Annotated in this window: 10 protein-coding genes and 1 riboswitch; of the genes, 9 read left to right on the top strand and 1 reads right to left on the bottom strand. The window is 43.3% G+C overall.

Annotated elements, in window-relative coordinates; genetic code table 11:
• Window positions 1-8: 8 nt before the first annotated feature.
• The 4 genes from NST94_RS03875 (at window position 9) to NST94_RS03890 (ending at window position 3350) form a co-directional block, all read left to right on the top strand.
• A complete protein-coding gene (locus NST94_RS03875; protein ID WP_339281685.1) occupies window positions 9-1274 on the top strand; it encodes a tetratricopeptide repeat protein in 1266 nt (421 codons plus the stop codon).
• A 36-nt stretch (window positions 1275-1310) separates the two neighbouring features.
• On the top strand, window positions 1311-2261 hold the full coding sequence (arcC, locus tag NST94_RS03880; protein ID WP_076128616.1) for a carbamate kinase: 951 nt from the start codon (window positions 1311-1313) through the stop codon (window positions 2259-2261).
• Window positions 2262-2453: 192 nt separating this feature from the next.
• Entirely contained in the window at window positions 2454-3035 is a 582-nt protein-coding gene (locus tag NST94_RS03885; RefSeq protein ID WP_076305183.1) for a hypothetical protein, read from the top strand.
• Between the two features lie 21 nt (window positions 3036-3056).
• Window positions 3057-3350 (top strand): transposase, encoded by a 294-nt coding sequence (locus tag NST94_RS03890; protein ID WP_076310523.1) that lies wholly within the window; start codon window positions 3057-3059, stop codon window positions 3348-3350.
• A 69-nt stretch (window positions 3351-3419) separates the two neighbouring features.
• On the opposite strand, the gene NST94_RS03895 is transcribed toward NST94_RS03890, so the two are convergent.
• Window positions 3420-5141, bottom strand: a complete 1722-nt coding sequence (locus NST94_RS03895; protein ID WP_339281686.1) for a cellulase family glycosylhydrolase — start codon at window positions 5139-5141, stop codon at window positions 3420-3422.
• Window positions 5142-5482: 341 nt separating this feature from the next.
• Window positions 5483-5684, top strand: a riboswitch (cobalamin riboswitch).
• A 162-nt stretch (window positions 5685-5846) separates the two neighbouring features.
• Between NST94_RS03895 and NST94_RS03900 the strand changes: the two genes are divergently transcribed.
• The 5 genes from NST94_RS03900 to NST94_RS03920 all read left to right on the top strand — a co-directional run bounded on the left by NST94_RS03900 (window position 5847) and on the right by NST94_RS03920 (window position 15742).
• Window positions 5847-11438 carry an S-layer homology domain-containing protein gene (locus tag NST94_RS03900; protein ID WP_339281687.1) on the top strand — a complete coding sequence of 1864 codons (5592 nt, stop codon included), beginning with the start codon at window positions 5847-5849 and terminating at the stop codon, window positions 11436-11438.
• A 71-nt stretch (window positions 11439-11509) separates the two neighbouring features.
• Complete coding sequence (locus NST94_RS03905; protein WP_339281688.1) at window positions 11510-12499, top strand: DUF4430 domain-containing protein; 990 nt, start codon at window positions 11510-11512, stop codon at window positions 12497-12499.
• Complete coding sequence (locus tag NST94_RS03910; protein WP_339281689.1) at window positions 12499-13389, top strand: energy-coupling factor transporter transmembrane component T; 891 nt, start codon at window positions 12499-12501, stop codon at window positions 13387-13389. The genes NST94_RS03905 and NST94_RS03910 overlap by 1 nt, the downstream gene beginning before the upstream one ends.
• Window positions 13362-15032: an energy-coupling factor transporter ATPase gene (locus NST94_RS03915; RefSeq protein ID WP_339281690.1), complete on the top strand. Its 1671-nt coding sequence runs from the start codon at window positions 13362-13364 to the stop codon at window positions 15030-15032. Before NST94_RS03910 ends, NST94_RS03915 begins: the two co-directional genes overlap by 28 nt.
• On the top strand, window positions 15014-15742 hold the full coding sequence (locus NST94_RS03920; protein WP_036684891.1) for an ECF transporter S component: 729 nt from the start codon (window positions 15014-15016) through the stop codon (window positions 15740-15742). Before NST94_RS03915 ends, NST94_RS03920 begins: the two co-directional genes overlap by 19 nt.
• Window positions 15743-16135: the final 393 nt, after the last annotated feature.

Here is a 16135-nt window from a genome sequence, read left to right on the forward strand (position 1 = left end):
CTAGAGCCATGACTAATCAAACTCTGTCAGAAGATTTAATTCAAGCAGCGGATCGCGGGGATTTAGCTGCCGTAGAACAGCTTTTAGCTCGTGGTGCCGATGTTCATCATAAGGATGCCAGTGGTCGTACTGCGCTGATGGCGGCAACGCAAAAAAATCATATTCCTCTCGCTCAAAAGCTGATTGAAGCAGGCAGTGACGTGAATGCAAGAGATATCACTATGTTATCACCCTACCTGTGTGCCGGTGCCAATGGATTCCATGAGATTCTGTCTTTAACTCTTGCCGCAGGTGCGGATACAACCAGTGTAAATCGTTTTGGGGGAACTACACTGCTTCCTTCCAGCGAGAAGGGGTATCTAAGAACTGTTCAGAAATGCCTGGAAGCAGGCGTTGCAGTTAACCATATGAACAATCTGGGATGGTCTGCCTTGTTGGAGGCAGTAATTCTCGGGAATGGTGGCCGTTTATACTCTGATATTATTCAGTTGTTGGTGGATGCTGGAGCGGATGTTCAATTGCCGGATCGTGACGGCAAATCATCGTTGCAGCATGCAGAAGAGCTGGGACAGGAGAGGGTCATCCGTATTCTCAATAAAGAAAAGCTAACGATTCATCCAAGTATTCAAAGCGCTCAAGAGCTAGCTCGGGCAGAGGATTTCCTGAAAGCAAGTTTGGTTATGGAACATGCAATGCAAGAGGACAGTAATAATTCAGACTTCTATTACTATAAAGGATACTTCTTAGGGGAACTCGGGAGATATGAGGAAGCTTTGGCAGCCTATCAACAGGCACTTACTATCGAACCGGATGACCTTGATTTCTATTTCTATACCGCAAATGCCTACCGAATGATGAAGCGATCCGAGCAAGCGTTAGCAGAGTATGACAAAGCGATAGAACGCGATCCTGGCGAAAGCTTCTTCCGCTATCATAAATCCAATTATTTAAGAGAGTTGGGCAGGCATGAGGAAGCGGTTAAAGTTATGGATCAGCTTCTGGAACAGCAGCCTGAACGGTATGATTTCTCGTTTCATAAGGCGAACAGCTTGAGATCACTTGGCCGGCATCAAGAGGCAGTTGAGGCGATTGAGAACGCAATTGCTAACGATCCGAGCAATCCTTTATATCATCATCATAAGGCACAGTCACTTGGTTTACTTGGTGATCATGAAATGGCCATTCAAGAAATAGATATTGCTATCAGCTATAATCCTGCCAATCCGGATTTTCACTCCGCGAAGGAACAATTTCAGCTGGCCCTTAAACGCTAATAAATGAGGATCAACTGATCCGTCAGGAGGAATGGAATGAGTAAATTTATAGTTGTAGCCATTGGCGGTAATTCATTGGTGAAAGACAATGGCCGCGATTCTATAGAGGATCAGTCTGAGGCAGTACGTGAAATTGCTGTGAATATCGCTGATCTGGTGCAAGCAGGCAACGATGTGGTGGTTACTCACGGCAACGGTCCACAGGTTGGATTCGAGCTGAGACGAAGCGAGGTGGCTTCGGAAGTCACTGGAATGGATGTTACTCCGCTGGTCAATTGCGTGGCGGGCACGCAAGGGGGCATAGGCTATTTAATTCAGCAGGCCTTAACAAATGAATTCATTCATCGCAGATTAGACAAAAAGGTTGCCACAGTCATTACTCAGGTCGAGGTTAGCAAAAATGATCCGAATTTTCAGTCTCCCTCGAAACCAGTGGGCTCCTTCTTCACGCTTGAGCAAGCAGAGGAGATGAAGCGTGCCAAGCCAGATTGGGTCATCATTGAGGATTCAGGACGAGGTTACCGCCGTGTTGTTCCATCGCCTAAGCCGATTGATATCGTTGAAAAAGACGTCATTAAATCACTCATTGAGACGGGTTATGTGGTAATCGCTGTTGGCGGAGGCGGGATTCCTGTGATCAAAACCGAAAATAATACCTACGAAGGTATCGATGCAGTCATTGACAAAGACTTTGCTACAAGTCTGCTGGCCGAACAGATCGATGCAGAATCTCTTATCATTACAACAGGAGTTCCTCAGGTATGTGTGAATTTCGGTACGCCTGAGCAGAAGGCTCTTGAAGAAGTTACAGCGGCAGAAATGTTGGTATATGCGGAGCAGGGTCATTTTCCTGCTGGCAGTATGCAGCCTAAAATTGAAGCAAGTCTTGGCTTTTTGAAAAAAGAGGGACGCAGAGTTATCATTACCAATCCGGAAAATATGAAAGCTGCGATGAGCCAACAGGCTGGCACACATATTGTAAATTAATAGGATCTAATTTATCTCATCATTTCATGGAGACCGCCACTGATCTAAATCAGGGCGGTTTTTTGACATATTCATGAATTGTTATCTAACTGTTGCTTTCAGATGGCCATATTCTGGTGAATAAAAGGAAGATAAGAGGTAAAACTATGTCCACTATAGAGAAAAAAATACATTAAAATGCGGGGGTAAAAGATGATATCGAATAAAGGAACAACACAACGTTTTACCAGGGCTACAATTCTTTGTTGTATTTGTGCATGTACGGTATTGCTAAGTGGTTGCACTAAAGCAGCGGATGAGACTCAAGTGCCTACTCCAACAGCTCAAGTAGAAACCGCAGCACCTTCTGCAGAAGCAACTACACCTGTACCTACGAATAACGCAACAGAACAACCCCTAACATCTGCGTCACCCGGCTCAAATACTGGGAAACTTCCAGAGGGGGTTAGCATTCAGAGAGTTATCAAGGAGGTTTCGTTAAAAGATAACTATCATAAAAAGGTTGAGCTGCTAACTGACGGAGGCAAGCGGGTCACCATCACAGATCCGAATCAAAAGATTGTTTTGCAGCAGATTGAATATGACGGAAGGATCACTGCGGTTAAGGGTAAACAGGTTACTGTTCAAGTGGAGGGCGGTAAAGAGCAAACCTTAACGATTCCTGATCATATAGTCATTGAAGATGAAGACAAGCTCGGATTGAACAATGGCGTTGAAATCGAGTGGACGGTAAATGCAGACGGACAAATCGAAAGTGTGGAACTGGACGATTAAAAAATTACCGAGGTGAGCTGGATGAAATTTCTAATCGTACTTGGTAGTATTCTTGTTCCCATTGTTATGCTGATGTTACAGGGGAAATCGATAAAGTGGCGTATGGTTTTTAATGTTGTTTCGATCTTAAGTACGATTATCTTTGGAAATATTTCTGCCTTGGCAATTTACGAAATATTAAGAGATCATGCTGTATTTATGACCTCGATCCATGCGATATTTTTAAATCCAATGTTTCTTATTACCGGAGCCTATCTTGGCGTTTATTTAATTTATCGGTTGATGATAATTTCGTATGACGAGGTTTATATGTGATCGGTGCAATACAAATAGGGATGTTCCTGCGAAGGACACCCCTATTTGTGTTGTTAACAGGACGGGGGGTTAAGAGGACTTTCCTACAACGTTTGTTCCGCTCTTCGTGATCTTGTAGGTGATGATATCACCATTCCAGAAGTGGAACTTCAGGATTACCTCGCCGTCTTTAACATCTTTAAAGAACGCGGGAAGCAGCTTGATTTCTTTAGTGTTATAAGAAGGTGAGAAGGTATTGCCGAATTCCTTAAATGGAGTCCAGTCCTGCGGACCTGCATTGCCACCAGCGGTATATACAGCTTCCATTGTGGCAAGCTGGTTACCATTAAAGGTGGTCGGAATGGCAAAGGATTCAGTCGTGCCTTTTGCATCGCTTAATTTAGCTGTGTCATACACAATCACCTTAAGTCTCCACGCAACACCCTTGTTGAATTTCAGAGTCAGCACGGCATTTTCACCGTATTTTTGGGAAGCTGTGAGCTTTTTAAGTTGGCTGGCTTTGAGGATGAGCTCCTCACCATTTAAGGTGTAATCTTTACCTTTGGTCAGATACTTTCCGTTGGCACTAATGGTGGTTAGCTTATTTCCGTTCAGGTTCAGCTTAACCTTGGTATCTTTGATTTGTGCACCTTTTTTTAGGTAGACCAAATCGCTTTCGGTGCTGGAGGAACGCTCCTTCAGACCAGACATTAATACATTGTGGAGTTCAGGGTCAGACCACTTATAAGTTTTACGGTTGAAATGCTGCCCGTTATCCCAGAGCATGGAAGTCATTTTCTTTTCTTTCAAATAATAAGTCAGATACTCGAAGAATTTAAGCTTCTCGCCCTGTTCAATCACACCCGTGTCTTTATCGAAACCTAATAAACCAAATTCGCCGACGATGACAGGGATGCCTTTAGGTACAAATGTATTGTAAACGTTATCAAAAGTTTGAGTGATATCATTTTTTGTATCTTTTTCAAATGTGGTGTAGCCGGCAATGTTCACACTAAACGGCCAGAAGCCATAGAAGTGAACGGTCGCAATAATATTTGGATCGTTCAGAGCCGTAATCGTCTTATAGAGATGATCCATTCTTGTTTGCGTAGGTGAAGACTCTAATGAAGGTAATACAAGTGGGCGGAGGTCGTTTTTCCCACCGGATTTCCGCACGATTTGATAGAAAGAGTTATTAAGTTCAGTAAGCATTTGCTCCATTTTTGCTTCGTCTGTGCTTCCACCATCGGTGAACCGAGGTTCATTTATGCTCTCGAACATCAGCTTATCGGATTTGTCCTTGAAGCGATCGGCAATTTGAGTCCAAGCTGCATTATAACGTGCCAGCGTTTCATCGTGTTTTTCTTCCATATGGCTTACCCATAGCCAGGAATCATGGTGGACATTAATCATGACATAAAGCTTGGCGTCCAGTGCCCAGCCGACAACTTCTTCCACACGGTCGAGGTAGGCCTTTTCTAGGGTATAGTCTGGTGCCGCACCCATGTGAGTATCCCAGGTCACAGGAATCCGAATGCTTTTATAGCCTTGAGCGGCGATCTTTTTAATAAGATCTTGGGTCACACGTGGATTGCCCCAGGAGGTTTCATCCTCACCTGTAGCATCTAAAGTATTGCCAAGGTTCCATCCGGGCTGCATTTCGTCTACATAGGATTGGATCTTACTCTTTGGCGCTGCCTTAGCTTGTTGCTCGTCCTTAGTTGCAGCTGCGGCCATGGATGAGAACAGAGAGAGCAGAAGAGCGGTGACAAGTGTCAATGATAAGAAGGATTTCTGGATTCGCGTAGTCATTGAATTCTCCTTTGTGAGATAAATTTAGGATGCTTGGACCTGGCTTTGACGCTGTACTTGGTGGTTAAATGAACGCAAACACCTCCAGTTTTATTTTGTAAACGCTTTCTGAATATACCCTAACATAGAATACACTTAGCGAGTACCTTACTAATTTGTGGTAAATTCATATAAGAATTAGTGATTTAAATTAATTTGCCCCACAGTTGGATAAAGAAATTATTTGAATAACCCTACTCGTAGAAATTGGTTATTCAATAGGATTATCTCTAGCTGCCCGTTATACAAAAAAGAAATATAACATGACAAAAGCATATATATTAGTTATGATGAAGCATGAAAATTTAAAATTAGAAATAGGTGCCAACTATGAATGTTGCGGAAGTACAATCATAGATTGGTTAAATGGAAAGCGGGTGTGAATCCCGCGCGGTCCCGCCGCTGTGAAAGAGGAGTCCTTGCAAAATGCCACTGGGAAACTGGGAAGGCAGCAAGGGTGATGATACTTGAGCCAGAATATCTGCCTTTTTCTGTTACACCATCAAACTCTACGATCGATAGAGAGGTGCTTGAATAGTGTTTGCCAGCTATTATCGTGGTTCACTATCTTAACCTCTTGACGTTTATGTTGAGTGGTTTTTTTGTGGTTATGAGAAAGTTTATTCTGTTTTTTATCATAGGTATGAAGGGAAGGGTTATGGAAAAATGAAGAAAAATAAGTTTTTAGCGTGGTTACTTATTGTAGCTGTATTTATTACGACATTCTCTACAAGTGTAATCCCGGCTCAAGCAGATGGAGCAAGCTCTACCCTTAAAGGGTATGTATCTGTATCCGTAGAGAAATTCACCTTAGGCCAAGGGTATATTAAGGAACCTATTAAAGTTCCGATTTATGAAGGCGATAATGGCGCATCTTTAATAACACGTGCGCTAGGTGATGGCAATTATAGATATTTAGGAAATATAGATAGTGGTTTTTATTTATCAGAAGTTAAAGATAGTGGCAGAAGTGAAGTCAATATTCCACAATATATTTTAGATATGATTTCAGCCGATGGGAATACAGTCGGCACTAAAGCAGACCCAGATTGGTTAAGTCAGTTTGACTACACCTCCATGTCGGGTTGGATGTATGCAGTAAATAATGTGTTTCCTCCGTTTGGGATGACCGATTATAAGCCTCAAGACGGTGACATCATTCGAACTCAGTTCACCACTTATGGCTATGGTTCTGATCTTGGCGGCTGGGGGGAAATCCCAGTTCAACTTGCCAATAAGGATGCTTTAACTGCGGAAATCGCCGAGATTAACAGTGCCCCTAATAAAGAAACTATTTTGGACAGACCAGTAGTGCAATCGGCAGTTTATGAAGCCTATTCCGTGCTCGAAAACATGGCAAGCTCTCAAATAAGTGTAGATCATGCGCTTGTCGGTCTTAATAATGCATTAGACATAGAACCCCCTGTTATTACAGTAAGTGGCATACAAGATAAACAGGAAGTATCCAATAAAGAAATAAGCTTCAAAGTAGCTGTCACAGACAATGTATATAGTGACATTACTCCAGAAGTGAAGCTGAATGGAGTTACTTTATCACCTGCAAATGGGGAGTACAAAGCTACTCTGAATTCAGGCAGTAATGCAATTACTGTAACGGCTCTTGACGGAGCTGGAAACAAAACAAATGTAACTTATCAGGTTACTTACAAACTGGAAACTACAGTTGCCGTCAAACAACAGTTAGATAAAAACCTTGCTTATATTTTAAATACTGTAAAGAATCCAACGTTTGGAACAGGCAGCGGAGAATGGTCGATCCTTTCTCTGGCACGGGCGAACTATACAGTACCTAACGGTTATTACGATCTTTATTACAACAATGTAGCTACGAAAATAGCATCAACCATTAAAGAGGATGGAAAACTCGACGCCAATAAAAGCACAGAGAATTCCAGAGCAATATTAGGACTTACCTCTATCGGAAAAGATATCACAAATGTTGCGGGATATGATCTGAGAAAAGCACTCGCTGATTATCAATATATCCAAAAGCAAGGCAATAATGGTCCGATTTTTGCTCTGATCGCGTTAGATAGCCATAACTATGAGATCCCTGTAGTTGATGGAGTTACAGAACAGACCACAAGAGAAAAACTAGTTCAGTATATTTTAGATAAAGAGGTTAAAAAAGGTACAGCAGAAGCTGGTGGCTGGGCATTAGGCGTAACCAAAGCCGATGTCGATATGACTGCGATGGCGATGCAAGCTCTTGCACCTTATTATGCAACCCGTGATGATGTAAAAGCTGCCGTGGATCGGGCCATCCAATGGCTGTCCGATAACCAAAACAATCAAGGCGGATTTACAAGCTGGGGAAGCACTAGCAGCGAGAGTATCTCGCAGGTAATTGTAGCCTTAACTGGTGTAGGCGTAGATCCGCACACGGACGCTAGATTTGTTAAAAGTGGAAATTCGCTTATTGATGCATTACTTAGCTTTGCTGCACCTGAGGGTGGATTTAAGCATATCCTCACAGGCAAAGTAGACAATATGGCAACGGACCAAGGTACGTATGCACTTGTGTCCTATGATCGTCTGATCAATCATAGCAACCGTCTCTTTGATATGAATGATGTGCAATTAGAACAACCTACTACTGTTGTAGCCAAACAACAATTAAATAAAAGCCTTGCCTATATTTTAAACACTGTAAAGAACCCGTCGTTTGGAACAGGCAGTGGAGAATGGTCAATCCTTTCTCTGGCCCGGGCGAACTATACAGTACCTAACGGTTATTACGATCTTTATTACAACAATGTAGCAACGAAAATAGCATCAATCATTAAAGAGGATGGAAAACTCGACGCCAATAAAAGCACAGAGAATTCCAGAGCAATATTAGGACTTACCTCTATCGGAAAAGATATCACAAATGTTGCGGGATATGATCTGAGAAAAGCACTCGCTGATTATCAATATATCCAAAAGCAAGGCAATAATGGTCCGATTTTTGCTCTGATTGCGCTAGATAGCCATAACTATGAAATTCCTGTAGTTGATGGAGTTACAGAACAGACCACAAGAGAAAAACTAGTTCAGTATATTTTAGATAAAGAGGTTAAAAAAGGTACAGCAGAAGCTGGTGGCTGGGCATTAGGCGTAACCAAAGCCGATGTCGATATGACTGCGATGGCGATGCAAGCTCTTGCACCTTATTATGCATCCCGTGATGATGTAAAAGCTGCTGTGGATCGGGCCATCCAATGGCTGTCCGATAACCAAAACAATCAAGGCGGATTTACAAGCTGGGGAAGCACTAGCAGCGAAAGTATCTCGCAGGTAATTGTAGCCTTAACTGGTGTAGGCGTAGATCCGCACACTGACGCTAGATTTGTTAAAAGTGGAAATTCGCTTATTGATGCATTACTTAGCTTTGCTGCACCTGAGGGTGGATTTAAGCATATCCTCACAGGCAAAGTGGACAATATGGCGACGGACCAAGGTACGTATGCTCTTGTGTCCTATGATCGTCTGATCAATCATAGCAACCGTCTCTTTGATATGAATGATGTGCAACTGGAACAACCAGAAGAACCGGGGCCTGGGCAACCAGAGGGTCCGAAAGAACTTCCGTTACCTTCTGGGGAGAACCCGAAAGTTGAAATCCCAAATGACGCTAATGATTATATCGTTCCGATCAGCACTGGAGATAGCAACAAAGAAATCACAGTAGCTATTTCGGAAGAAAATCAATCGAAGGTTAGTGTCAATTTACCAAGTAACAGCGACCTTCCTCAGATAGAGGCCATAAAAGGTAACGTATCTGTAGTCATTCCTAAGGGTGCAAAAGTTACAAGTGGGGATGCCTCTGCGATTGAACTGATTTCAGCTTTAACCGGTGCAGAATCTGCACTAAAAGATAGTGTGTATCAGATTATTCCTGGGGACAAGAAGCTTGATAACATTCTTCAAGCATTTTCCATGGGTGGTAGTGCAAGAGTAGAATTTAGTCAATTTATTACGTTAACCTTTAAGGACCTTAAAGGAAAAGAAGCTGCTTATATTCAAAATGGCACCCCTCATGCCATTCAAAAATTTGCAAGTGATGACTTAGGTTTTGCAAGCGGTAAGTCTGAGTATGCCTATGATAGTGGAAATGACTTAATTGTAAAAACCAATCACTTCACTGACTACATTGCGTATGCTTCCAGTGCAGTACAAACACCTGGCGGCGACGGTGGTAGCGGAAATGGTGAAGGAAATGGCGGCAACAATGGTGGCGAAACCACTCCATCGAAACCATATGTAACCCTGTCCGTGGATAAGCTTACAATTAATAAGGGATATGTTGTTCCATCTGTACAGGTAGAGCTACAATCTGGTGACACGGTGTGGTCTGTACTAAAAAGAACATTAGATAGCCGCGGTATCGAATATCGAGATTCTTGGAGCGGTAAATATGGAAGTGTGTATGTAGAATCGATCGCAGGCGATGGAGAATTTGACCATGGCAGCGGCAGTGGATGGATGTATAATGTGAATGGGAAATATCCTAATTATGGAGCATCTTCATATGACCTAAGTTCCGGGGACAGAATTCAGTGGCGTTATACTACGAATTTGGGTGTGGATCTAAATGCACCGATACCAACTACAAGCCCTACTCCAAGCCCAACGCCTAAGCCTGGTGCTACTCCTGCTCCTGGTGGGGGAGCTAATCCGGAAGCCGGCGTTGATCCAAATGTGAGTCCATCTCCAACAGTGACTCCTAAGGATCCTACCCAGAACACGAATGATATTAAACAACTGTATACAGATGCTGATAAGATCTCTTCCTGGGCCTATTCAGCGATTGAAACAGCTACAGTAAAAGGATATATCCAAGGTAATAATGGCCAGGTGAATCCGAAAGCTTATATCACAAGAGCGGAGTTCACTAAGATTCTCGTTTCTGCATTAGAACTTGATATTAAGAGTGATAAAGGCATTACCTATAAGGATGTCGCTCTAGGCGATTGGTTCTATCCATATGTGAATGCTGCGCATAAGGCAGGTCTAATCACAGGCTTTAATAATGAATTTAAGCCAAATGACAAGATTACTCGTGAGCAGATGGCAGCAATTATCGTCAGAGCATTGGCCATCCCGGCGACGAAGCCAGGAACAGCGATTAAAGATATCAACACCGTATCGGCATGGGCCAAAGCAGATGTAGAGACCGTTGTTGCGACTGGTTTGATGTTAGGTGATGATAATCAATTTAAACCTAAAGAGCTTGTAACTAGAGAAATGGCGGCTGTTGTAGCTACTAGAACCCATGATTATAAGAGTGGGAACAAAGTGGTTAGTCCGACTATTCAGAATAAAGCAGTTAGTTCTTATATTCAGAACACAGCTGCCTTTTTGCAAAAAACAGTAACAAACCCGGTTATCTCCTCGGTTGGCGGGGACTGGACAGTGTTCGGGCTGGCACGTTCAGGCGTGAAGGTTCCAGATAGTTATTACACTAAGTACTACGCGAATGTAGAAGCAACTCTTAAAGAAAAAGCTGGGAAGCTGCATAGCGTAAAATATACGGAATATGATAGAGTTATTTTGGCATTAACTTCAATCAACAAAAATATTGATAAAGTGGCGGGTTATAACCTACTGGAACCGCTCGCGGATTTTGATACTGTAATTAAGCAAGGTATTAACGGACCTGTGTTTGCTCTCATTGCACTGGACAGTAATCATTACGACATTCCAGTGGTTAAGGATGTAAAGACGCAGACGACTAGAGAGAGGCTCATTGATTATATTTTGGGCAGAGAGATCAGCGGTGGTGGATGGGCACTAGGCAGTAATGCTACAGCGGCTGATCCAGATATCACGGGGATGGTCATTCAAGGCTTAACGCCTTATTACAAAACCAACGCCAAAGTAACAGCTGCTGTGGACCGGGGGATTGCTTGGTTATCCAAAACACAGACAGCAGACGGTGGTTTTGCAAGCTGGGAATCTACAAATTCCGAAAGCATCGCTCAGGTGATTGTAGCTTTAACTGGCCTTGGTATTGACCCGCATAAGGATTCCAGATTTATTAAAAATGGACATTCCGCAGTAGACGCATTGCTTAGTTTTGCTGCACCTGAAGGTGGTTTTTATCACGTGAAGCAGGGTGGAGTAGGCAATGGAGGCGCGCAACCAGGAGAAGTAGATCTTATGGCTACGGATCAGGCGATGTATGCACTGGTTTCCTATGATCGGCTCGTTAATGGCCAGACCCGTCTTTATGATATGACAGACGTCAAATAGAATTATATTTAGAGAGATAAGCAAGGGTAGCGTGTATACCCTTGCTTATTATTTAAGGTGGGACTAGAGAAATGAACAAGAAGAAATGGTTAACCGCGATACTAATCATAGGTGTATTGGCTATCGCCTTCTTTTGGGGCGGGGATTACCAGAAGAGCCCAAACAAGGTCGCAAATAGTAGCGTTGAGACACAGGTTATAGAGCCAGAGAACACTGCTTCCGCAACAAATGATGATGTTGAACCCACTGAGGCAATCGCTACCGAGACAACAGAGATAACACCGTCAGCTACGCCAAGTGAAACAGCTAAGCCCATTGAAACCCTAAAACCAAATGAATCGGCAACACCAACGGAAGCTGTAACACCAACAGGAACTTCAGCACCAACAGAAGTTGTAACACCGGTCGCAACAACAAAACCTGCTGCAACGAAGCAACCGACCGCAACGCCGAAAGCGGCTAAAACGTCCGTGCCGGAAACGAAAGCGACGGCAAAACCCGTAACAAAACCTGATTCAAAAGTAGCGACAACAGAAACCAAGCAGGAATCGAAAAAGGATAAATTTCTTACCGATCCAGTGCCGAGCGGGAAACCTAAACCAGTGGAATGGCAAGATGCAACGGTAGATAAGAAGAAGCAATTAACGGCTACCTTGTCCGTCTCAGCGGCAACAATTTTAGATAACATGGATATTTTTAATCAGGATAAGCTTGAAGTATTGCCGGCAGATGGTATCATTTATAAAGCGCAGAAGGTAACTTTTTATGAAGGTGAGTCTGTGTTTGATGTTTTACTAAGAGAAATGAAAAAGAATAAAATCCATATGGAATTTAGCATGACGCCGATCTATAACAGTAATTATATTGAAGGCATAAATAATCTGTATGAATTCGACGCTGGAGAGCTCAGTGGATGGATGTACAAAGTAAATGGCTGGTTCCCTAACTACGGCAGTAGCCGTTATGTTCTCAAAGATGGCGATGTCATTGATTGGGTATACACTTGTGATCTAGGTCGAGATGTGGGTGGTTATGTAGCCACAGGAGGAGCTCAGAAATAATGAAGGATAGCTTTTCTACCTTTCATCCGTTTGTGAATTTTCTATATTTTGTTGTTGTATTGCTGTTTAGCATGGTGTTCATGCATCCTATATTTCAAGTGATTGCCCTTATTAGTGCTGTAGCCTACTCAATTATGTTAAAAGGAAAAAAGGGCATCCGATTTAATCTGCTTTACATGATTCCTTTTCTGCTGTTTATGGCAGTGATGAATCCTGTTTTTAATCATCAAGGGGTAACGATCTTGTTCTATTTAAACAACGGGAACCCAATTACGAAGGAATCGATTCTTTATGGCGTGGCAGCGGCGTGTATGTTTGTGACGGTAATTATTTGGTTCTCCTGTTATAACGTCGTGATGACCTCGGATAAGTTTATTTATATATTCGGAAAAATACTGCCGGCACTGTCGTTGATTTTTTCGATGGTGCTTCGTTTTGTTCCTAGATATTTAGCGCAAATCAAGGTGATTTCTAATGCTCAAAAATGTATAGGTCGGGATGTCTCACAGGGAAATCTCCTCGCGCGTGCGCGGAATGGGATTACGATCCTCTCCATTATGACCACCTGGGCTTTGGAAAATGCGATTGAGACAGCGGATTCCATGAGATCGAGAGGGTATGGATTGCCGGGCCGTACAAGCTTTTCTATCTTTCGGTTAGATGCCCGAGACAAAGTAGCCCTCTTGATCATGACAGGCTTAATTGCGCTGGTAGCCGTAGGGGCAGTGATGGGTGAGAACACCATGAGATTCTATCCGTCGATTAAAGCGAGCGCAATTACGCCTTTTAGTATTCTTATATATATCGCTTATTTTGCGTTATGTATGTTCCCAGTGCTCATCAATATGGTGGAGGCAATGAAATGGAAATCTATCGAATCGAAGAACTAAGCTTTACTTTTCCTGAACAAGAGCAAGCGGCTCTTTCGAATATTAATCTTACGATTGAAAGTGGAGACTTCATTACTATTTGTGGAAAGTCAGGCTGTGGCAAAAGCACTCTGCTTAGACAACTGAAAACAATTCTAACCCCACATGGCAGTCGCCAAGGGGCAATTTATTATAAGGGTCAACCTGTAGAGGAGATTGATCAAAGAACGCAGGCAGCGGAAATTGGTTATGTACTCCAAAGTCCGGACAATCAAATAGTGACAGATAAAGTATGGCATGAGCTTGCCTTTGGGCTGGAGAGTTTGGGGTATGATCATTCTACTATTCGTCTGCGTGTGGCGGAAATGGCCAGTTTTTTTGGGATCCAGACCTGGTTTCATAAAAGTGTGACTGAGTTATCAGGCGGCCAGAAGCAGCTGCTTAACTTAGCCTCCATAATGGCTATGCATCCCTCGGTTCTAATCCTCGATGAGCCTACCTCCCAGCTAGATCCTATTGCGGCTTCCGATTTTCTGGAGACGGTCAAAAAAATAAATCGTGAGCTGGGAACAACCGTGATCATGACCGAGCATCGTCTAGAGGATGTTCTTCCGCTTGCAGATCGGTTGATTGTGCTGAATGAGGGAGTTGTGATCGCCGATGATACCCCGCAAAAGGTGGGCGAGGCTTTAAGTAAGCTGAACCATCCGATGTTTCTGTCCATGCCCTCACCGATGCAGATTGTTGCAGGAGTAGATCATGACTTAGCGTGGCCTGTGACTGTGAAGGAAGGGCGCCAATGGTTGGATGCTTTTCTAAAGGGTAAGACTCCTGCAACGATGGCAGAAACTCAGCCTAGCACGAAAGAGGCCGGCCCTGTAGTCATAAAGTTTAAGGACGTATGGTTTAAATATGATAAAAATGGACCGGATATCATTAAAGATTTGTCGTTTGAAGTGAAGCAAGGGCAATTTTATTGTATTGTTGGCGGGAATGGAACAGGGAAGACATCGACGCTGTCGCTGATGAGCGGGATCCTTCAGCCATACAGAGGGAAAGTTCTAATCGGTGGGAACAACCCTGCGAAGATGAATGCCAAAGCGTTGTTTACTAACAATCTGGGCATCCTTCCGCAAAATCCGCAAACCTTATTTGTGAAAAAAACAGTCGAGCTAGATTTATATGAAATGTTATCCCAGCTCTCTTTGACGAAGGAAGAAAAAACCGCCAGAGTTGAAGCTGTGGTAAAGTTCGCAGAACTGGAACATCTCCTCTCCATGCATCCGTATGATCTCAGCGGGGGAGAACAACAGCGTGCAGCGTTGGCGAAGGTGCTTTTGTTAGAACCAAAGATTCTGCTGTTGGATGAACCGACCAAAGGACTGGATGGACCCTTCAAAGAGAAGCTAGCCGTATTCCTGCAAAAGCTCAATGCCGAAGGCGTTACTATTGTAATGGTCTCGCATGATGTTGAATTTTGTGCCAAATACGCTGAGGTCTGCGCCATGTTTTTTGATGGAAGTATCATCACTACGAATGAAGCACAGAAGTTTTTTGCGGGAAACAGCTTCTATACAACGGCCGCCAACCGTATGGCGCGTCATGTATGGAATGAGGGAGTAACGATAGAGGGTGTGATTGATTTATGTCAAAGAAGCAGATAACGGATCGTCGTTTGAGTCGTCGAACTTTATTAGCGGCACTACTAATCCTCATAGTCATTCCAGCTACGATTTTATTAGGCATCTTTGTGCTAAATGATCGGAAGTATTATTTTATCAGTCTATTAATTGTTATCTATACGATGATTCCTTTTGCGATGGTATTCGAGAACCGGAAGCCGCAGGCGAGGGAGCTGATCGTTATAGCGGTGTTAGCAGCCATTGCCGTGGCGGGACGCGCAGCCTTTTTTATGTTGCCGCAGTTTAAGCCAGTGGTTGCTATTGTCATCATCGCAGGGGTAAGCTTGGGTGCGGAGGCAGGGTTTCTGGTTGGCGCTGTTGCAGGCTTTGTCTCGAATTTCTTCTTTGGGCAGGGGCCTTGGACGCCTTGGCAAATGTTTTGTTTTGGCATCATTGGCTTCCTGGCGGGCATTTTCTTCAAGAAGGGTCTGCTTAAAAAGAATAAGCTGTCGCTGTGTATATTCGGAGGCTTAGCGACGTTTTTCGTATACGGAGGCATTATCAATATAGGCTCGTTGATGATGTTCACTTCAGAGTTCTCATGGCCGGCTTTAATGACCACTTATATTTCAGGTTTTTGGTTTGATATGGTGCATGCGATCTCGACGGTGGTGTTTTTATTTTTTATTGCTAATCCTATGATTGAGAAGTTGGATCGGATAAAAACGAAATATGGGTTGATTGAGCCTTAGGTTCTTGGTATTAGCTTTTGGAGGTTTGTGCGCTTTTTACGCTGGCGGACGCTCCGCTTTTCCACAATCAGTCCGTTCTCTCCGCTGCTATCAGCGCGAATTCCAAAACACCAACACACAAACACAAATACAAACTAAAGGCTCAACGCCTCCCGCTTCGGTTTTTAGCGGAAGGGGGAGGGGAACTAGTGGCTACGAATCAGGCCACTGTGACAAGCCACTGAAAAGAGAATATACCTAGTAGCGATGCTCCTAGGTGAAAACTTATAAAAACAGGCGATGTTCCGGTATCCGGTATCGCCTGTTTTTGTCGATTCTGTGGAGTATCTCATTCATTATGCCAAACGTCCTAGAAGTTCATATCCCTATTTTTTTATTTAATGTATAATTCAG

The sequence above is a fragment of the Paenibacillus sp. FSL H8-0282 genome (assembly GCF_037963825.1).
GTDB lineage: Bacteria > Bacillota > Bacilli > Paenibacillales > Paenibacillaceae > Paenibacillus_AQ > Paenibacillus_AQ odorifer.

What these genes read in the sequence shown, in the direction of transcription:
- NST94_RS03875 (WP_339281685.1), top strand. Translation starts at nt 9, where the DNA reads ATGACTAATCAAACTCTGTCAGAAGATTTAATTCAAGCAGCGGATCGC.
- arcC (WP_076128616.1), top strand. Translation starts at nt 1,311, where the DNA reads ATGAGTAAATTTATAGTTGTAGCCATTGGCGGTAATTCATTGGTGAAA.
- NST94_RS03885 (WP_076305183.1), top strand. Translation starts at nt 2,454, where the DNA reads ATGATATCGAATAAAGGAACAACACAACGTTTTACCAGGGCTACAATT.
- NST94_RS03890 (WP_076310523.1), top strand. Translation starts at nt 3,057, where the DNA reads ATGAAATTTCTAATCGTACTTGGTAGTATTCTTGTTCCCATTGTTATG.
- NST94_RS03895 (WP_339281686.1), bottom strand. Translation starts at nt 5,141, where the DNA reads ATGACTACGCGAATCCAGAAATCCTTCTTATCATTGACACTTGTCACC.
- NST94_RS03900 (WP_339281687.1), top strand. Translation starts at nt 5,847, where the DNA reads ATGAAGAAAAATAAGTTTTTAGCGTGGTTACTTATTGTAGCTGTATTT.
- NST94_RS03905 (WP_339281688.1), top strand. Translation starts at nt 11,510, where the DNA reads ATGAACAAGAAGAAATGGTTAACCGCGATACTAATCATAGGTGTATTG.
- NST94_RS03910 (WP_339281689.1), top strand. Translation starts at nt 12,499, where the DNA reads ATGAAGGATAGCTTTTCTACCTTTCATCCGTTTGTGAATTTTCTATAT.
- NST94_RS03915 (WP_339281690.1), top strand. Translation starts at nt 13,362, where the DNA reads ATGGAAATCTATCGAATCGAAGAACTAAGCTTTACTTTTCCTGAACAA.
- NST94_RS03920 (WP_036684891.1), top strand. Translation starts at nt 15,014, where the DNA reads ATGTCAAAGAAGCAGATAACGGATCGTCGTTTGAGTCGTCGAACTTTA.